This window comes from Micromonospora sp. CA-269861 (genome assembly GCF_050948505.1).
Lineage (GTDB): Bacteria > Actinomycetota > Actinomycetes > Mycobacteriales > Micromonosporaceae > Micromonospora.
This window is the reverse complement of sequence record NZ_CP192014.1, coordinates 5,866,823-5,886,039: the sequence shown is the minus strand read 5'-3', so window position 1 is coordinate 5,886,039 and position 19,217 is coordinate 5,866,823. Positions and strand designations below refer to the sequence as shown.

At 70.5% G+C, this 19,217-nt stretch carries 15 protein-coding genes and 1 pseudogene; 9 read left to right on the top strand and 7 right to left on the bottom strand.

Annotated elements, in window-relative coordinates; genetic code table 11:
* Positions 1-20: 20 nt before the first annotated feature.
* The gene (locus tag ACQP0U_RS26960; protein WP_433312324.1) at positions 21-713 is read right to left on the bottom strand and encodes a class F sortase; all 693 of its coding nucleotides are present in this window, start codon (positions 711-713) and stop codon (positions 21-23) included.
* A gap of 1 nt (position 714) precedes the next feature.
* Positions 715-1,857, bottom strand: coding sequence for a hypothetical protein (locus ACQP0U_RS26955; RefSeq protein WP_433312321.1), 1,143 nt, complete (start codon positions 1,855-1,857; stop codon positions 715-717).
* Between the two features lie 602 nt (positions 1,858-2,459).
* Here ACQP0U_RS26955 and ACQP0U_RS26950 point away from each other — a divergent pair.
* A complete protein-coding gene (locus tag ACQP0U_RS26950; RefSeq protein WP_433312318.1) occupies positions 2,460-4,250 on the top strand; it encodes a glycoside hydrolase family 6 protein in 1,791 nt (596 codons plus the stop codon).
* Positions 4,251-4,374: 124 nt separating this feature from the next.
* Here ACQP0U_RS26950 and ACQP0U_RS26945 read toward each other — a convergent pair whose 3' ends face one another.
* The 5 genes from ACQP0U_RS26945 to ACQP0U_RS26925 all read right to left on the bottom strand — a co-directional run bounded on the left by ACQP0U_RS26945 (position 4,375) and on the right by ACQP0U_RS26925 (position 8,761).
* Positions 4,375-4,761, bottom strand: a complete 387-nt coding sequence (locus ACQP0U_RS26945; protein ID WP_433312315.1) for a hypothetical protein — start codon at positions 4,759-4,761, stop codon at positions 4,375-4,377.
* 135 nt (positions 4,762-4,896) lie between these two features.
* The gene (locus ACQP0U_RS26940; RefSeq protein ID WP_433312313.1) at positions 4,897-5,205 is read right to left on the bottom strand and encodes a hypothetical protein; all 309 of its coding nucleotides are present in this window, start codon (positions 5,203-5,205) and stop codon (positions 4,897-4,899) included.
* Between the two features lie 16 nt (positions 5,206-5,221).
* A complete protein-coding gene (locus tag ACQP0U_RS26935) occupies positions 5,222-6,880 on the bottom strand; it encodes a sodium:solute symporter family protein (protein WP_433312310.1) in 1,659 nt (552 codons plus the stop codon).
* Between the two features lie 196 nt (positions 6,881-7,076).
* On the bottom strand, positions 7,077-8,156 hold the full coding sequence (locus ACQP0U_RS26930) for a hypothetical protein (RefSeq protein WP_433312307.1): 1,080 nt from the start codon (positions 8,154-8,156) through the stop codon (positions 7,077-7,079).
* Between the two features lie 11 nt (positions 8,157-8,167).
* The gene (locus ACQP0U_RS26925) at positions 8,168-8,761 is read right to left on the bottom strand and encodes a hypothetical protein (RefSeq protein ID WP_433312304.1); all 594 of its coding nucleotides are present in this window, start codon (positions 8,759-8,761) and stop codon (positions 8,168-8,170) included.
* Between the two features lie 133 nt (positions 8,762-8,894).
* Here ACQP0U_RS26925 and ACQP0U_RS26920 point away from each other — a divergent pair, with 133 nt between their 5' ends.
* The 8 genes and pseudogenes from ACQP0U_RS26920 (at position 8,895) to ACQP0U_RS26885 (ending at position 19,210) form a co-directional block, all read left to right on the top strand.
* Positions 8,895-10,382, top strand: coding sequence for a catalase (locus ACQP0U_RS26920; protein ID WP_433312301.1), 1,488 nt, complete (start codon positions 8,895-8,897; stop codon positions 10,380-10,382).
* A gap of 284 nt (positions 10,383-10,666) precedes the next feature.
* Positions 10,667-13,088 (top strand): annotated as a pseudogene (locus ACQP0U_RS26915) (nitrate- and nitrite sensing domain-containing protein).
* Complete coding sequence (locus ACQP0U_RS26910; protein ID WP_350858603.1) at positions 13,088-13,510, top strand: roadblock/LC7 domain-containing protein; 423 nt, start codon at positions 13,088-13,090, stop codon at positions 13,508-13,510. Before ACQP0U_RS26915 ends, ACQP0U_RS26910 begins: the two are co-directional and overlap by 1 nt.
* Positions 13,500-13,889, top strand: coding sequence for a DUF742 domain-containing protein (locus tag ACQP0U_RS26905; RefSeq protein ID WP_433312298.1), 390 nt, complete (start codon positions 13,500-13,502; stop codon positions 13,887-13,889). Before ACQP0U_RS26910 ends, ACQP0U_RS26905 begins: the two co-directional genes overlap by 11 nt.
* Complete coding sequence (locus ACQP0U_RS26900; protein ID WP_433312295.1) at positions 13,870-14,472, top strand: GTP-binding protein; 603 nt, start codon at positions 13,870-13,872, stop codon at positions 14,470-14,472. Before ACQP0U_RS26905 ends, ACQP0U_RS26900 begins: the two co-directional genes overlap by 20 nt.
* 86 nt (positions 14,473-14,558) lie before the next feature.
* Positions 14,559-15,596, top strand: a complete 1,038-nt coding sequence (locus ACQP0U_RS26895; protein ID WP_433312292.1) for a lactonase family protein — start codon at positions 14,559-14,561, stop codon at positions 15,594-15,596.
* Between the two features lie 157 nt (positions 15,597-15,753).
* The gene (locus ACQP0U_RS26890) at positions 15,754-17,511 is read left to right on the top strand and encodes a substrate-binding domain-containing protein (protein WP_433312289.1); all 1,758 of its coding nucleotides are present in this window, start codon (positions 15,754-15,756) and stop codon (positions 17,509-17,511) included.
* A gap of 217 nt (positions 17,512-17,728) precedes the next feature.
* Positions 17,729-19,210, top strand: coding sequence for a sugar transferase (locus ACQP0U_RS26885; protein WP_433312286.1), 1,482 nt, complete (start codon positions 17,729-17,731; stop codon positions 19,208-19,210).
* Positions 19,211-19,217: the final 7 nt, after the last annotated feature.

Genomic DNA, 19,217 nt, shown 5'->3' with positions numbered 1-19,217 from the left:
CGCGTTTCGTTCGTCGCCGGTCACGCCGCCAGGGTGGCGAAGACGACGATGTTGTCCGGGTAGCTCTTCGCTACCTCGTCGAACTGGCCGCCGCAGGTGACCACCCGCAGGCTGGGCCGGTCGCTCGGTCCGTACACCAACTCGGTGGGGAAGGCCGTCTTCGGGTACGACTTGACCGAGTCGACAGTGAAGGTGGCCGGCACTCCGTCGGCGCGGCGCACGGTGATGGTGTCGCCGGGGGTGAGAGCGCCGAGGTCGAAGAAGACGGCAGGGCCGAGCACCGCCGAGTCCACGTGCCCGACGATGACCGCGTTACCCGTCTCACCGGGGCTGGCCCCGGGCTCGTACCACCCGGCCTGGTCGGCCTTGTCCAGTGCGGGGACCTGAACGGTGCCGTCCGGGTTGGTGCCCAACGACATGATCGTCGCGTCGACACCGATCCGGGGGATCTCGATGCTTGTCGGTGCCGAACGGGCCAACCCGGCCGGAGCGTTGTTCCCCTGACCGGCCGACTGCCCGTCGTCGGCGGTGCTCGCCGGCCCGGTGACCTCGGGACCGGCCTGCGCCAGCGGCTGCGGCGGTCGGGGAGTGGGCGTGGTCTTCAGGGAGGCGCCGATCATGCCGGCGCCGATCATGGCCATGGTGACGACGACGGCCGTGCCGGCGGCACGCCACGGTCTCCCGCGACGGCCGCCGGCCGGTGTCGTCGTCACGTCAGACGAGCGAACCATCGGTCCGCCGACGACGCATCAGCACGATCCCGCCCAGCGCGGCAGCGCCGAGCAGGCCCGCCCCGCCGGTGGCCAGACCCCGGTCGGTGCCGGTGCTGACGCCGCCGTCACCACCGTCGACACCGCCGTGCGGCAGCACGACGAGCTCGCCCTCGCCGCAGGAGCCCTTGAGCTCGTAGCGACCCGGCTTGGCGTCCTTGTCGACCTTGGCTTCGCCGTAGTAGACGAACTCGCGCTCCTTGTCCCAGTCACGCTCGTCCGAGCCGTGCTCGTCCTTGTTCTCCCAGCCCTTGTCGGAGCCGTTGTCGGAGCCGTACTCGGAGCCGTGCTCGTCCTTGGACTCCCAGCCCTTGTCCGAGCCGTATTCCGAGCCGTGCTCGTCCTTGTTCTCCCAGCCCTTGTCGGAGCCGTTGTCCGAGCCGTATTCCGAGCCGTGCTCGTCCTTGGACTCCCAGCCCTTGTCGGAGCCGTTGTCCGAGCCGTACTCGGAGCCGTGCTCCTCCTTGGACTCCCAGCCCTTGTCCGAGCCGTTGTCCGAGCCGTACTCGGAGCCGTGCTCGTCCTTGGACTCCCAGTCCTTCTTGTCCTCGTCCTTGGAGTCCCAGTCCTTCTTGTCACGGCTGTCGTCAGCGTCCTGGCCGTGCTCCTCGCCCTTCCAGTCCTTGCTGCCCTCGTCGCCGTAGGCGTCAGCGGCAGCGCCGCCACCCTGGCCGCCCTTGCCGTTCTCGTCCTTGCCCTTGTCGTCCTTGCCGTGCTCGTCCTTGCCGTTCTCGTCCTTGCCTTCGTGGTCCTTGCCGTTCTCGTCCTTGCCGTGCTCGTCCTTGCCCTTGTCGTGGTCGGAGGAGTTCTCCTCCTTGCTCCACTCGCGGTCCTCGCCTCGGTCCTCATCCGCCGGCTTGAGCTTGACCTTGCCGGTGACCTTGGACCACACGTACGCGTGCTCCTGCCGCTCCGGGCAGATCTCGAGGAGCTTGACCTCGTCGCCAGCCTTGACGACGTGCGGCTTGGCGTAGACCTTGCCGTCGTCGTGGCCGTCGGCGAACGCGATCCCCGGTGCGAACACCAGGAGCGACGCGCCGCCGAGCGCGGCGCCCGCAACGACCTTCCCGAGCATCTTCTTAGCCATGACCTGCGTCACTCCATCCCTGTTGTCCTGAGCCCGGCGACAACCGAGCTAAGACCGACGTTAGACCGTTTCATGACTTATGAAGTGAAAGATTCGCGTTTTGACCTTTGATCCAAGTAAGAGGTGAAGGGGTGCTACGCGGCTTTCGCCACACTGAGCGTCGTGTCAGGCGTCGCGCATCCGTCTGAGCGCGGCACGGTGTTCTGTGCTGGCCATGCCCGGCCGGCGTCGGTCATCCGTTGGCGACGGCTCCGGGTTGGTACGCGTCGCTCGGACCGCAGTCGGGGGTATCGTCCGAAACGGCTCCGGCAACACATCGAGCCATTGCCATGGAAGCGCTCCCATGCAAGAATCGGCGAACGCGGTTCTGAGAGCCACACCGCGCAGGCAGGGGAGTCGAGGGCACCCGGTTCACCGGGCGACATCCCGCCGCCGATCAACCGGCCGACGCATCGGCCGGGCACCACCACCACCATCGCCCGTCCGGGTCGGGCGCCCCCCAAAGAATCCCGTTGGCGCCGACGGCCGTCCGTGCAGGACGCCCATCGGGCCGTCTCGCCGGGCCGTACGTGGGCCCGGTCTCGCCCAAGGAGATCAGTGGCATGAATGTGTGGAGAAGGCTAACCGGCCCACGCCGGGCCCTCGCGCTCGCCGGCGCGGGTGCCCTGGTCGCCGGTGGGCTCGTCACGATTCCGGTTACCGCGGCGCAGGCCGCGACGCAGTGCGACATCGCGTACACGAGCAACGACTGGCCCGGCGGGTTCACCGCGAGCGTCACCATCAAGAACGTCGGCGACCCGCTGAACGGCTGGACGCTGGGCTGGACCTTCCCCAACTCCAGCCAGCGGGTGCAGCAGGGCTGGTCGGCCACGTTCACCCAGTCCGGCAGCCAGGTCACCGCCCAGAGCCTGTCCTACAACGGCACCCTGGCCACCGGCGCGTCGACGAGCATCGGCTTCAACGGCGCGTGGAGCGGCAGCAACCCGAAGCCGACCTCGTTCACCCTGAACGGCGTGGTCTGCAACGGTGGCACCACCCCGCCGACGACGCCCCCGCCCACCACGCCCCCGCCGACGACCCCGCCGCCCACCACCCCGCCGCCCACGACCCCGCCGCCCACCACGCCGCCGCCCGGCACCAAGGTCGACAACCCGTACGCCGGGGCGCGCGGTTACGTGAACCCGGAGTGGAAGGCCAAGGCGGACGCCGAGGCCGGCGGAAGTCGGGTCTCCAGCAACCCCACCGCCGTCTGGCTGGACCGGATCGCCGCGATCAACGGCACGCCGGACAGCAGCTCCAACGGCGCCTTCGGGGTGCGGGACCACCTGGACGAGGCGCTGCGCCAGGGCGCCGGTTACATCCAGTTCGTGATCTACAACCTGCCCGGCCGGGACTGCGCCGCGCTCGCCTCCAACGGTGAGCTGGGCCCGGACGAGCTGCCGAAGTACAAGGCCCAGTACATCGACCCGATCGCCGCTATCCAGGGTGAGTCGAAGTACAGCAGCCTGCGGATCATCAACATCATCGAGATCGACTCGCTGCCGAACCTGGTCACCAACACGTCCGGGCAGGCCGGCGGTACGGCGATGTGCGACACGGTCAAGGCCAACGGCGCGTACGTCAACGGTGTCGGCTACGCCCTGGCCAAGCTGGGCTCGCTCGGCAACGTCTACAACTACATCGACGCCGGTCACCACGGCTGGCTCGGCTGGGACTCCAACTTCGGCCCGACCGCCGACATCCTGCGGACCGCCGCCGGCGCCTCTGGCAGCACTGTCAACCACGTGCACGGGTTCATCGTCAACACGGCGAACTACTCGGCGCTGCGCGAGCCGTACTTCAAGGTCACCGACAACGTGAACGGCCAGTCGGTGCGGCAGTCCAAGTGGGTCGACTGGAACTTCTACGTCGACGAGCTGTCCTTCGCCCAGGCGTTCCGCACCAAGCTGGTCTCGGTCGGCTTCAACTCCAACATCGGCATGTTGATCGACACCTCCCGCAACGGTTGGGGTGGCTCCGCGCGGCCCACCGGGCCGGGCGCGACGACCAGCGTGGACACCTACGTCAACGGGGGTCGCGTCGACCGCCGGATCCACCTCGGCAACTGGTGCAACCAGTCCGGCGCCGGCCTCGGCGAGCGGCCCCGGGCCAACCCGGAGACCGGCATCGACGCCTACGTCTGGGTGAAGCCTCCGGGTGAGTCGGACGGCTCCAGCAAGGAGATCCCGAACAACGAGGGCAAGGGCTTCGACCGGATGTGCGACCCGACGTACGGCGGCAACGCCCGCAACGGCAACAACGCATCGGGTGCGCTGCCCAACGCGCCGATCTCCGGTGCGTGGTTCTCGGCCCAGTTCCAGGAGCTCATGCGCAACGCGTACCCGGCGCTCTGATCGGGTAGCTCACGCACCAACCCGCTGCCAGTGGTTGGTGAGGCACTGTTGGCAGCAGGTTCCCCCCGGGGTCCCCGGCTCGACCGTCACAGGTCGGGCCGGGGACCCCTCTTTGCGGGCCCGATCAGGGCACCGTGCGCTCGATCGCCGCCCGGCCCTGCTCGGCCAGGTCACGACGGGCCTTGTCCAGGTTCTCCGGCGTCAGGTCCTGGCCGCGGGCCATCACCAGGTCCTCCGGCTCCCAGGGCTGTTCGCCGCCGGTTCGGATGTTGTCCCCGCCTGCGCCGGTGCCCGTCCCGGTCGCCCCGGTGCCGGCGGCGTACGGGTCGCCGATCAACTCGTCGGTGTCGGGTGCGAGGTCGGCGGGTCGGCTGCGGGGTTCGGCGAAGCCTGGCGTGTCCCGGTCGGGGCCACCTCCGGTCCGCAGCTGCGGCACTGTGGCGTCGTCATCCACCGCCGAGGCCACTTCGGGGCTGTCCTCCAACGGCCGTTGGCGATCGCGATCGGTCATGGCGCTGCCTCCTGTGTCCGACACCGTGCCTGGTTTCCTCGCGTACCCCCTCGTGCCGCGCTCATGCCGCACGGCCCGGCGATCATGCGCCGGGCCGTGCGGAGGGCGTACGGTCGGGCCGGGCAGCCCCGGCGGTCAGGCGCCGGGCTGCTGCTCGTTGGGGGCCGGCGGTTCTGCCGGGCGCAACCACTGCCAGAGCAGCATGAGCAGGCCGAACACGAGCATCGTCAGCCCGGCCCACAGGTTGATCCGTACGCCTTCGGCCTTGTCGATCTCGGCCCGGCTGTCGAAGATGCCGATCAGCGTCACGATGATCCCGTACGCGACGAAGAGGCCACCGATCACCCGGCGGATGTCGAACAGTCGGGCCGCGGCGGAGCGCCGCTGCTCCGCCTGCGTCTCGTCGATCAGTGGGTCCTGTGCCGGCTGGCCGTCGTTGCTCATCTGCCGACCCCTTTCCTCAGAAGACCGGGATGTAGAAGAGGGCGGCCAGCGCGACCGCGATCAGACCGAGCAGCACCGGGGAGCGGTACCAGACGGCATCCCCGGCGAGCACGTCGCCCTTCAGGTCGACGCCGCCCATGCCGTACACCAGCCCGCGCAACTCCTCGTCGCGCTTGGGCGCGGTGAGCGGGGTGAGGATCACGGCGACGACCGCCACCGTGACGAACGCGATGCCGGCGCCCCAGAAGCTCTCCTCCAGGTCGGAGTTGAAGCCGATCACACCGCCCTTGTACAGCAGATACGTGGCCAGCGACGCCAGAGTGCCCAGCAACAGTGACCAGAAGCCGGCCAGCGCGCTCATCCGCTTCCAGAACATGCCGATGATGAACGTGGCGAACAGCGGCGCGTTGAACAGCGAGAAGAGCGCCTGGATGTAGTTCATGATGTTGCTGAAGCCGGCCGCGATGAACGCGGTGCCGATTCCGATCACCACCGCGCCGACAGTCGCCCACCTGCCGATCCGCAGGTAGTAGTCGTCGGACCGGCCGGGACGGATGTACGCCTGCCAGATGTCGTAGGTAAAGACAGTGTTGAAGCCGCTCACGTTGGCCGCCATGCCGGCCATGAACGAGGCGAGCAGGCCGGTGACCGCCACCCCGAGCACGCCGTTGGGCAGCAGGTCGCGCATCAGCAGCGGGATCGCGTTGTTGTACTGCAGGTCGCCGCTCTCCGCGCCGAGCCCCTTCACAGTGACCAGGGCCACCAGGCCGGGAATGACCGTGACCAGGGGAATGAACAGCTTCGGGTACGCGGCGATGATCGGCGTACGCCGCGCGGCGCTCATGTTCTTGGCCGACAGGGCGCGCTGCACCTCGGCGAAGTTCGTCGTCCAGTAGCCGAACGACAGCACGAAGCCGAGGCCGAAGACGATGCCGATCCAGTGCGCGCCGAGCGGGTTGGCAGTGCTGCCGGTGTCCTGCCACGCGTGCAGGCCGGCCTCGCCGAGTTTGGTGTCGCGGACCGAGTCCATCAGGCCGTTCCACCCGCCGACCTTGACCAGGCCGATCACGGTGACCGGGATGAGACCGGCCAGGATGACGAAGAACTGGAGCACCTCGTTGTAGATCGCCCCGGACAGGCCGCCGATGGTGATGTACGCCAGCACGATCGCCGCGCCGACCACGACCGCCGTCCAGAGCGGCCAGCCGAGCAGCGCCTGCATGACCAGGGCCAGCGCGTAGAGGTTCACCCCGGCGATCAGCACCTGGGCGACGGCGAAGCTGAGCGCGTTCAGCAGGTGGGTGGGGCGGTTGAACCGCAGCCGCAGGTACTCGGGCACGCTGCGGACCTTGGAGCCGTAGTAGAAGGGCATCATCACGATGCCCAGGAAGACCATCGCCGGGACCGCGCCGATCCAGTAGTAGTGCAGCGTCATCACGCCGTACTGGGCCCCGTTCGCGGCCATCCCGATGATCTCCAGCGCGCCCAGGTTCGCCGAGACGAAGGCGAGACCGGTCACCCAGGCCGGCAGCGACCGGCCGGAGAGGAAGAAGTCGACGCTGGTCCGGATCGCCCGGCGTGCGGCGAAGCCGACCCCGAGGACGGTGACGAAGTACAGCGCCAGAATCAGGTAGTCCAGCCCGTTCATGTTGAGCCGAAGACCGCCGCCGTCCATCCCGTCACCCCTCGTCCCGACGTCCGCGCTGGTTGCTGCGCGCGCCCTATTACCCCGTCCGCGCGGTTTCACTCCCGAAGGGGGAGACCGCCTCGTTCAGGCCCGGTCGGGCGGTATCGCGCGCGCGACGGCGGTCAGCGCACAAGCTGGCGCCCCGGCCGTCGCGGCCGGGGCGCCAGTTGGTGGTCGGGGTGATTCAGCGACCGAGTACGCGGTCCAGGAAGTCCCGGTAGTTGCGGACCGCCATCCGCAGTTGCTCGGTGTCGGCCGAGCCGGCGTCCTGCCACCCGCCCAGCGTGGTCTTCTGCGCGGCCAGCGCCGAGGAGAGGGCCTGGATGGCCTCCTCCACCAGCGACTGCGCCTCACCGGCCGCCGCCTGCGGGTCGTCGACGAAACGCAGCTGCACGTCCCGCCAGCGGTCCCGGAAGCCCTGCGCGGCGTCCGCGTCGAGGAGCGTGGCCGGTGCGGCCGCGACCGTCGACCCGGCGGGTAGGGATGTTCCGGCGGACTCCAGCGTGGGGCTGGTGTCGTCGCCGGGGGCCGGCTCGCCGTCGGCGTCCGGGTCGACCATCTCCGGTGTCGCGCTGCCGTAGCCGGCCGCGCCCGCCGTGGCGGCGTCCCGGTCGCCGGTCAGATCGGCGCGCCGCTCGGGGTCGCCGTCCGTGCTCCCCGGCGGGACGACGGTCCGCGCGGACGTGTCCGCGTCGGTGCGGTCGTCGAAGTCGGTGCTGTCGTCAGCCTCGGGACGGTCGTCGGCGTCGGTGCGGTCGTCGACGACCACGCTGTCGTCGTCGTCCGGGTGGCGGCGGTGCAGCTCGGCGGTGGGGTCGGCGCGCAGGCCTTCCCGCTCGCCGTCCTCGGCGCCGTCGCCCGGCTGGGCGGTCCGCTCGGCGCGGGGGTCCGGCTGATCCTGCGGGCGTGGGCTGGCCAGCGCGGAGGCGGCCACCGCGTCGGCCACCGTGGTGGCGCCGAACGTCGTGGGCAGCGGCCCCGGCTCGTGGAAACCGCCCTCGTCGGTGGACCTTTCGTCGCGCCGGTGGCGCGGGTCGGAGTCGTCGGTCAACTCGTCGTCGGCCGGGTCGTACGCGGCATCCCGGTCGGTGTCGTCGGTCCGCTCGTGGGCGGCGGTCTGGTCGTCGAAGGTGCCCCGGTCGTCGAGGGCGTCCTCAGGGACGTCGGAGCGACCGGCCCGGTCGCCGGCCGGGGGTACCGGCACGGGCGCGGACCGGACGGCCTCCGGGTGGTCGTTGCTCACCTGCTGCTCTTCCTGGCGCATCGGTGGCCTCCTCAGCGGCTCGTGGCGTCGTGGTCCGGGTGGTGGCGCTGTTCGGGCGTGCGGTGGCCGACCGGCTCCTCGCCCAGCAGGTCGGCGAAGAGTGCGCGGTAGTGCACGACCGCCTGCCGCAGCTCCTCGGTGTTGGCCTCGCCCCGGGAGTTGCGCAGGTGGATCTCGTGCGCGTCCCGGTAGTTGGTGAGCGTGCGGGCGTGCTCGACGGAGAGGTGGGCGATCTGGTCGGAGAAGTCCCCGGTCGGGTAGCCCTGCTCCTCGATGAGCCGGGTGACCAGTTCGTCGGCGTCGCCCACGGTCTCGCCGGGGGAGTCGATGAAGCGGACCTGGAGTTCCTCCCAGGCCGCGGCGTAACGGGCCCGGGACTCCGGGCTGAGTGGGGTGAGCGTGAGCTCGGCATGCCGGCGTTCCCGGTCGCGCAGTTCGCGCTCGGCGGCGGACCGGCTGTCCTGTTCCGCCACCACCCGGTCGTACTCCGGCCCGAACCGGTTGCGCAGCGAGCGACGGCTGTTGAGCGAGCGGGCGGCCACGGCCAGCACCGCGACGATCACCAGCACGACGAGCACGATGACGATTATCTGCGTGGGCGACATGGGCTCCTCCTTCGTCATCTGGTATTCCCTCCCCGCAGTGATCGCCAATCCCGATCCGAGAGACTTTCCTGACGAGGGCACGACTGCCCCACCAAAACTTGACTCATTCCAGAGAAGGCGCTTGGGTGGTGTGATGCACCCACAGGCCAGCAAGCCGATCCTCACCACCCGGCAGGGTCACCCCGTGCACAACAACCAGCAGCAGCGGACGGTCGGCTCGCGCGGCCCCGCCACTCTGGAGAACTACCACTTTCTGGAGAAGATCAGCCATTTCGACCGGGAGCGGATCCCGGAGCGGGTGGTGCACGCGCGTGGGTTCGTCGCACACGGCGAGTTCGAGGCGTACGGGACCATCGGCGACGAGCCGGCCGCGACGTACACCCGGGCCAAGCTGTTCCAGGTCAAAGGCCGCAGGACGCCGGTGAGCCTGCGCTTCTCCACGGTCATCGGCGGCCGGGACTCCTCCGAGGCCACCCGCGACCCACGTGGCTTCGCCGTGAAGTTCCGCACCGAGGACGGCAACTGGGACCTGGTCGGCAACAACCTGCCGGTCTTCTTCATCCGAGACGCGATCAAGTTCCCCGACGTCATCCACTCGCTGAAGCCGGACCCGGTGACCTTCCGACAGGAGCCGAACCGGATCTTCGACTTCATGTCCAACACCCCCGAGTCGATGCACATGCTGACCTGGCTGTTCAGCCCACGGGGCATCCCGGCCAACTACCGGACGCAGGACGGCTTCGGTGTGAACACCTACCGGATGGTCAACGCCGCCGGCGAGGGAGTGCTGGTCAAGTACCACTGGAAGTCGCAGCAGGGCATCGAGTCGCTGACCGAGGAGCAGGCCGCGGCCATCCAGGCGAGCGAGTTGGGCCACGCCTCCAAGGACCTCTACGAGGCCATCGCGCGCGGCGAGTACCCCCGCTGGGAGCTGCACGTCCAGATCATGAGCGACGACGAGCACCCGGAGCTGGACTTCGACCCGCTGGACGACACCAAGACGTGGCCGGAGGACGCGTTCCCGCTGCGCCCGGTCGGCATGCTGACGCTCAACCGCAACGTGAGCAACGTCCACAACGAGAACGAGCAGATCGCCTTCGGCACCGGTGTGCTCGTCGACGGCCTGGACTTCTCCGACGACAAGATGCTTGTCGGCCGGACGTTCTCCTACTCGGACACCCAGCGCTACCGGGTCGGCCCGAACTACCTCCAACTACCGATCAACGCGCCGCGTGAGGACGTCCAGGTCAACACCAACCAGGACGGCGGCCAGATGTCGTACGGGGTGGACAACCGGGCCGGCAACCCGCACATCAACTTCGAGCCGTCCTCGGTGGCCGGTCTCGACCAGGCCGACGAGTCGTACCGGGAGTACCGGCCGTTCGTCTCCGGGCAGGCCATGCGGGCGCCGATCGAGCGGCAGAACAACTACGCCCAGGCCGGTGAGCGCTTCCGCACCATGCCCCAGTGGGAGCGCGACGACCTGGTGAAGAACCTGGTCAACCTGTTGGGTCAGTGCGACAAGCACATCCAGGAGAAGATGGTCTGGCACTTCAGCCAGTGCGACGATGCCTATGGTCGGCGGGTCGCCGAGGGCCTCGGCATCGCCGACCACGCCTGATCCCGCACGTTCGTCGCCGGCTCCGCCGACAGTTGCGACGACGGCCTTCCCACCGCACGCGAGCGCCCCGCCGGTCCGCCGACGGGGCGTTCGCCGTTCCCACCCCGCGCACATCCCGGAGCGTCGATGTCGGCGCGACGGGCGGTAGTGCAACGGCCGTCGATTACGTATCCTGCCCAGGGCGCCCGCGCCGGTGCCCGGCGACGCAGCCGGGCGCGCAGTCGGTCGGCGCGTTGCCCGGCGGTGCCGGCACCCCTCCTGCCACCCTGCACGGGCGAGGTCTGATGAAAACCCGCGACTGGCCGATCCGCTCGAAGCTGACCGCGTTGGTCGTCGCGCCGGTGACCGCCCTCCTGGCGCTGTGGATCTTCGCGACCACACTGACCTTCGGTCCCGCCCTGAACCTGCTCTCCGCCCGCACCCTGCTGTACGACCTGGGCCGCCCCGGCGAGACAGTGGTCACCGAGCTGCAACGGGAACGCCGGCTCTCGGTGGTGCAGCTCGCCGGCGGCACGGAGCTGCCCGCGCTCGCCGAGCAGCGCGGGCGCACCGATCGGGCGGTCGCGGAACTGCGCCGCCGGGTGGACGGGGAGCCCCTGCGCGACGCCGCGGACGACCTGCTGGAGAGTCGGGTCGACCAACTGGTCACCGCCCTGGCGGCGCTACCCAGCGGGCGGAAGTTCATCGACGACCGCAAGGTGGACCGTTCCGGTGCCATCGGCCTCTACAGCGGCATGGTCGCCGCGGCCTTCCAGGCGTTCGCCGGCATGGCGACCCTGAGCGATCCGGACCTCAACCGGCAGGCGCTGGCGCTCACCGCGTTGGGTCGCTCCCGGGAACTGCTCGGCCAGAGCGACGCGCTGCTGGCCGGTGCGCTGACCGCGGGACGGTTCGCCGAAGGCGAGCACACCCAGCTCGTGCAGGCCATCGGCAATCAACGGTGGCTCACCGAGAGCGCCGTGGCCGACCTGCCCGAGACCAGCCGGGTCGCGTACCAACGGTTGACCGAGGGCGAGGCGTTCACCCGGCTGCGCACCTTGCAGGACGCGCTTGTGGTGCCCAACCGGTCCGGTCGGCCGTCGGTCGACGCGGCGGACTGGCAGGCCAGTCAGGACGCGGTGCAGCAGCAGTTGCGGGACTTCGAGCTGTCCGAGGCCGACGCTCTCACCGACCGTTCGGTGCCGATGGCGGTCCGCATCCTGGTGCGGCTGGCCGCCGCCGGCGTGCTCGGGCTCATTGCGGTGGTCGTCTCGGTGCTGGTGGCACTTCGGGTCGGCCGCACCCTGGTCCGGCGGCTCAGCGGTGTCCGCACCGCGGCGCTGGAGCTGGCCGAGCACCGGCTGCCCGACGTGGTGACCCGGCTGCGTCGTGGCGAGCAGGTGGACGTGGCCCGGGAGGCACCACCGCTGGAGTACGGCCACGACGAGATCGGCGAGGTCGGGCGTGCCTTCACCGAGGTGCAGCGCACCGCCGTCCAGGCCGCGGTGGACGAGGTCACCCTGCGTCGCGGGCTCAACGAGGTCTTCCTCAACATCGCCCGGCGCAGCCAGAGCCTGGTGCATCGTCAGCTGCACCTGCTGGACCGGATGGAGCGGCGCAGCGAGGACCCGGACGAGCTGGCCGAGCTGTTCCAGGTCGACCACCTGGCCACCCGACTCCGTCGGCACGCCGAGGACCTGGTCATCCTCGCCGGCTCCGCACCCGGCCGGGGTTGGCGCAACCCGGTCGCGATGGTCGACCTGATCCGCGGCGCGATCTCCGAGGTCGAGGCGTACGAGCGGGTGGACGTCACCGCCGTGCAGCCGGTCGGCGTGCTGGGGCGGGCGGTCGGCGACGTCATCCACCTCCTCGCCGAGCTGGTCGAGAACGCCACAGCCTTCTCCCCACCGGACACCCGGGTCACCGTCACCGGGGCGCAGGTGGCCAACGGGTACGCCCTGGAGATCACCGATCAGGGTCTGGGCATGTCCGTCGCGGCGCTGGAGACCGCCAACACCCGGCTGGCCAGCTCGCCCGAGTTCGACCCGGCGCAGAGCGCCCGACTCGGCCTGTTCGTGGTGGCCCGGCTGGCAGCCCGCCACGGCGTGCGGGTGCGCTTGCGCCCCTCAGGGGAGGGCGGTGTGACAGCCGTCGTGCTGGTCCCCGGCGACCTGGTCACCACCGAGCCGCCGGCCGGCCCCGACCCTGCCACGCTCGGCACCGCGTCGGCCGACCCGAGCCGGCGGCTGGCCCGGACGGCGCGTCGCGGCACCGTGACCCGCCCCCGTACCCGCCCACCGACGGCCCCGTCCGCCAGCACGGCCCCACCCGCCCCGCCCACCGGAGCACCGACCTCGACCACCCCGCCCGACCACGGGCGCGACGAGGGCGGCGGCCTCCGACGAGCCGGCCGACGAGCTGGATGGCCTGCCCCGCCGGGTGCGACGCCGCACCCCCGCCGCCCAGCCCCGGTCGACGGTCACCGACACGCCGTCGCCCCGCTCGCCGGAGGAGGTCCGCCAGGTCATGGCGGCGCTACAGGCCGGCACGGCGCGCGGACGCGCCACCGCCATCACCACCCCGCCGGCACCGACGGGTTCGACGGCACCGGCGGGTTCGACGGCACCGACCGGTCCGGCGGTTCCGGTGGCCCCCACCGACCCGCCGACGACAGCCGAACCGCCGACGACAGCCGAACCACCGACCGCGACTGAGAGGGACGCCTAGTGCGGCATTCGACGAAGCAGAGCGCCGGCCTCGACTGGTTGCTCGATGAGCTGGTGCAACGGGTACCGGCCGCCCGGGAGGCGGTGGTGCTCTCCGCCGACGGCCTGCTGCTCGGCTGCTCGGCCGAGTTGGAGCGCTCCGACGCCGAGCACCTCTGTGCGCTCGCGGCCGGCTTCTCCAGTCTCGCCCGGGGCGCCAGCCGGCACGTGGACGGCGGCCCGGTGCGGCAGACAGTGGTGGAGATGGAGGCGGCGTACCTCTTCGTCACCACCGCCGGGCAGGGTGCCTGCCTGGCCGTGGTGAGCGACGCCGACGCGGACATCGGGCTCGTCGCGTACGAGATGGCGATGCTGGTGATCCGGGTGGGGGAGAGCCTCGCCGCGCCGGCCCGATCGGCAGCGGGTGCCGGAGATGCGGACTGAGCCGCCCGGGCCGCAGCACGAGTGGCTGGACGGCGAAGCCGGCCCGGTAATGCGCCCGTACACGCTCACCGGAGGCCGGGTACGCTCCGCCGTCGATCATTTCAACCTGGTCGCGTTCGTGTTGGCCGGTCCGGACGTCGACGCGGCGAGCTGTCCGCGCCTGCTGCCGGAGCATCGACGGCTGGTCGCGCTGGCCCACCGGCCGGTGTCGGTGGCCGAATTGGCAGCCGAGCTGGACCTCGCGGTCGGCGTGGTCCGGGTACTGCTCGGTGATCTTCTCGCCGAGGGCCTGGTCGCGGTGCACGAGCCGCCGGCCGCCGGCATCCTTCCCGACGACGACATCCTCAAGGCGGTGGTCAGTGGACTCCGTGCGCTATGACCAGGTGGGCACCAGCACCACCGTCCCGCTGGCACTGAAGATCCTCATCGCGGGAGGCTTCGGTGCTGGCAAGACGACCTTGGTGAGCGCCCTGAGCGAGGTCCGTCCCCTGCAGACCGAGGAGGTGTTGACCGGCGCCGGGATCGGCACCGACGACATCTCCGGCGTGGAGGGCAAGTCCACCACCACTGTGGCGATGGACTTCGGCCGGATCACGATCAACGACGACCTTCAGGTCTACCTGTTCGGCACGCCGGGTCAGGACCGGTTCTGGTTCCTCTGGGACGAGCTTGCCTTCGGCGCGCTCGGGGCTGTGGTGCTCGCCGACACCCGGCGGCTGGCCGACTGCTTCCCCTCCATCGACTACTTCGAGCAGCGCGGCATCCCGTTCGTGGTGGGCGTGAACTGTTTCGACGACTCCCGCCGATTCAACCTGGAGACCGTACGCCGAGCTCTCGACCTGGACCCGGACGTGCCGATGGTGCTCTGCGACGCCCGGGACCGGCAGTCCGGAAAGATGGTGTTGATCTCTCTGGTGGAGCACGTCGCCCGACAGCGCGGCGAGCCGGTGTCGGCGGCCTGAGATCCGGGCCGGAAAGCGGGTTAACGGGCGGGCAACGCGGGCAGCCTCTGGTTGGATCACTAAGGATGCCGGCGGAGGAGTTGGACGTGAGCGGTCAGGGTGAGGTCGTCCACATCGGGGGTTACACCGCGCAGAGCGGTGGGCGGGGCAGCGGCATTGTCGCGGCACATCGCGACCCGACGACCGGGGCGCTGACCCCGCTCGGCACGGTGGCGGTCACCCCGTCCCCCTCCTTCCTGGCCCGGCACCCCACCCAGCCGGTGCTCTACGCGGTCAACGAGCTGGCGGACGGGGAGGTCAGCGCCTGGCAGGTCGGGGCGGACGGCGCGTTGGACCCGCTCGGCCGTCGGTCGACCGGCGGCGCCGAGCCCTGCCACCTGGCGGTGCTGCCCGGCGGCGAGCACCTGCTGGCGGCCAACTACGGCAGCGGCAGCATCGCGGTCTTCCCGCTCGACCCGCAGGGCGTGCCCGGCGAGCGCACCGACCTGGTGGTGCACGAGGGGCACGGTCCCGACCCCGAGCGCCAGGACCACGCCCACGCGCACATGGTCTCGCCGGGGGCGGGCCGGGGGCCGATCCTCGCCGTGGATCTCGGCACCGACTCGGTCTACCGGTACGACCTGGACGACGCGACCGGACGACTGGTGCCACGTGCGCCTCGGATCCGTACGACGCCCGGCACCGGCCCCCGGCACCTGGCCCGGCACCCGGACGGGCGGCGCTGCTACCTCGTCGGTGAGCTGGACGCCTCGGTCACCGCGTACGAGCTGACCGACGACGGCGCGTTGCACCAGCGTGGGCGGGTCGAGGCGAGTGAGCGGGCCGGGCACGTCCAGCCGTCGGAGGTCGCTGTCGCCCCGGACGGCCGGTTCCTCTACGTCGCCAACCGTGGTGTGGGGACCGTGGCGGTCTTCACCCTGGCCGGGGATTTGCCCGAGCTGGTGGCCGAAGTGGACACCGGCGGCGAGTGGCCTCGGCACTTCGCACTGATCGGGGAGCACCTCTACGTCGCCGACGAACGGGCGGACATGGTGCGGGTGTTCCGGCGCGACGCCGAGACCGGCGTACCGGAGGCGGTCGGCGAGCCGGTGCCGGTGTCGAGCCCGACGTGCATAATGCCCTGAACGATGGTTTAGAGACGTGAGTGCCGCACTGATTCGGCAACGCCACGGGACTGCTACGTCACTCTGTGTTGCAAAAAGGTGGTCAACTGTTTCTCCTCCGTAACTTTAGTCCGAACGGATGTGGCAGAGACGGCACCTAGTACGCAAGATGGTCACCGTGTCAGCAGGCCGCCATCGCATGCGTTCAAAACTCCACCTAGCCGCCGCCGCCGCAACGGTGGGGGTGCTCGTCGTGACGACGGGCGCGTGGTTCGGCTATCGGGAGTTGATCCAACCCAGCTGCTCGGGGGAGATCCGACTCGCCGTGGCGGTCGCCTCCGAGCTCGCGCCAGCGGTGGACGCCGCTGCGTCCCAGTGGGTCAAGGACGGTGCCGCGGTAGGCCCGACCTGCATCCGCGTCGACGTCTCCGCGTCCGACCCGGTCGACGTGGCGGCCGTGGTGGCTGCGAAGCACGGCGCTGTGCTGGCCGGTGTGGGGCAGGCCAGCGGCACCGCCGTCAGCCCGGATGTCTGGGTGCCCGACTCCTCGACCTGGCTGCTGCGGTTGAAGAAGGACGCGACCGCGTTCGCTCCGACCAACGGCGCGTCCATCGCGCGCAGCCCGATCGTCGTCGCGATGCCCGAGCCGATCGCCACCCGGCTGGGCTGGCCGGACAAGAAGTTCAACTGGACCGACCTGCTCAAGCAGGTCAACAACACCAGCGCGCCGCTGCGGACGGGGATCGTCGAGCCGACCCGCGACGCGGCGGGCCTGTCCGGTCTGCTCTCGCTGACCGCGGCCGCGAACAGCGCCGGCGGCGACGCCCAGCGCAACACCGTCGGCGCGCTCCGCGCACTGGCCACCGGCCGCTCCTCGCTCCGCAACGACCTGCTGGCCCGCTTCCCGACTGCCAACGACTCGACGTCCATCGCCAGTGGTCTCGGCGCGGCCGCCCTGTCCGAAGAAGACGTGATCGCGTACAACAGCAAGAAGCCGCCGGTGCCGCTCGCCGCGCTCTACATGGAGCCGGCGCCGATGCCGCTGGACTACCCGTTCGCGGTGCTGCCCGGCATCGAGCCGAGCAAGGCGTCGGCGGCCCGGGTGCTGTTCGAGCTGCTCACCAGCCCCACCTTCCGTAACCGGCTCGCCGCGCAGTCGCTGCGCGCGCCGGACGGCAACTGGGGCGACGGCTTCAAGGCGCCGCAGGGTGCTCCGAGCCCGTCCGGCGGCGCGCCCACCGCGCCGGCGAACGGCGGCACCGCCGCGGGTGGCCTGGACCCGGCCGCCATCCAGCGGGTCGTCTCCAGCTGGTCGATCGCCACCCAGTCCGGTCGGATGCTTGCCGTCATCGACGTCTCCGGCTCGATGAAGGACGAGGTGCCGAGCGCCAACAACCGCAGCCGGGAAGAGGTCACTGTCGACGCGGCCCGCCGCGGCCTCGGCCTCTTCGACGACTCCTGGTCGATCGGTCTGTGGACCTTCTCCACCAAACTCGTCGGCAACCGGGACTACCGGGAGTTGGTCCCCATCGGGCCGCTCTCCGGCCAGCGGGCCCAGTTGGAGGGCGCGCTCGCCACCATCAAGCCCTCCAGCGGCGACACCGGCCTCTACGACACGATGGCGGCCGCGTACCAGGCGGTGCAGGAGAACTGGCAGCCCGGTCGGGTCAACTCGATCGTGCTGTTCACCGATGGCAAGAACGAGGACGACAACGGCCTCAACCAGCAGCAGCTGCTCGCCAAGCTCAAGCAGCTCGCCGACCCGGAGCGACCGGTCCAGGTCATCATGATCGGTATCGGCGAGGGCGTCAGCAAGGCGGAGCTGGAGTCGATCACCAAGGTGACCGGTGGCGACGTCTTCGTCACCAAGGACCCGAGCGAGATCGGCAGCATCTTCCTCAGCGCCATCGCGCGGCGTCCGCCAGCGCCTCGCTGATCCGACGCTCAGACGTCCAGGGGGCCTGCCGTACCGGCGATTCGGTGTGGCAGGCCCCTTTTCGGCCACCAGGTTGTTGAACAAAAGTGACGGCAATACGTCGGAAGCAATCGGCAGTCATAGTTGTCAAGGCAGGATGTCGACTGTTCCGGCATAGTCGGTCCGCCTCCGGTCCGACCCGTCGGCCGGGGCCATCCTGTACAGAGTGGGAGGGCCGGTGAGCGTGGCGACACTGTTGACCCCCGCCACATCGGCGGAGCCGGAAGGTCGACGCGGCGGGCTGGTGGCGCGCGCCGACGAACGGTCCTACGTCCGGGTCCTGGTCGTGCTGGACACCACCATCCTCATCATCGCGCTGTTGGTCGGGTACGTCACCCGTTTCGGTGACGGTGAACCCACCGGCTCGGAGATCCCGTACGTGCTGGTCGCCCCCGGGTTGGTGCTGGCCTGGCTGATCTCCCTCAAGGCGCTCGGCTGCTACGACGACCGGGTGATCGGCTACGGGGCGGACGAGTACCGGCGGGTCAGCTCCGCCAGCCTGCGCCTGGCCGGGGCGATCGCCATCATCGGCTACATCGCCGACGTCGGCGTCTCCCGGGGCTTCCTGGGCATCTCCTTCGCGGTGGGCACCGTTGGGCTGGAGGTGGCGCGGTTCGCCGCCCGCAAGCGGCTGCACCGGGCCCGCTCGCTCGGCAGCGGCTGGTCCCGCAAGGTGCTGGTGGTCGGCGACACCGCCCACGTGTTGGAGTTGGTCCACACGCTGCGCCGCGAGCCGTACGCCGGCTACCAGGTGGTGGGCGCCTGCATCCCGGACGCGCTGCTCGCGCCGGTGGCACAGCGGTTGGGTGACGTGCCGGTGGTGGGGTCGTTCCGGGGCATCCCGGAGGCCGCCACCGCGATCGGCGCGGACACTGTCGCGGTGACCGCCTCCGGTGAGCTGACCGCGGCCCGGTTGCGCCGCCTCGGCTGGCAGTTGGAGGGGACCGGCGTCGACCTGGTCGTGGCACCCGCGCTGACCGACGTCGCCGGCCCGCGGATCCACACCCGCCCGGTCGCCGGCCTGCCGCTGATCCACGTCGAGGCGCCCGAGTTCCGCGGGGTCCGCAAGCTGGTGAAGGGTCTCGTCGACAGGTCCGTCTCGTCGCTGGCGCTGGCGGTGCTGCTGCCGCTGATCGCGTTCATCGCCCTGGCCATCAAACTGGACAGCCGGGGGCCGGTGCTCTTCCGACAGGTCCGCGTCGGCCGGGGCGGCCAGGAGTTCGGCGTGTTCAAGTTCCGCACCATGGTGGTGAACGCGGACGCGTTGCTCGCCGAGTTGACCGCGCGCAACGAGACCGACGGCCTGATGTTCAAGATGCGCCACGACCCCCGGGTGACCCGCGTCGGCCGGCTGCTGCGCAAATGGTCACTGGACGAGCTGCCGCAACTGGTCAACGTGCTGCTGGGTCAGATGAGCCTGGTCGGGCCCCGCCCGCCGTTGCCCTCCGAGGTGGCCCGCTACGACGGCGACGTGGCCCGCCGGCTGCTGGTCAAGCCCGGTATGACCGGCCTGTGGCAGGTCAGTGGCCGCTCCGACCTGAGCTGGGAGGACGGCATCCGGCTCGACCTCTACTACGTGGAGAACTGGTCCCTCGCCGCCGACCTCACCATCCTCTGGAAGACCTTCGGCGCGGTGCTGAACGGCCGCGGAGCGTACTGAGGACCGG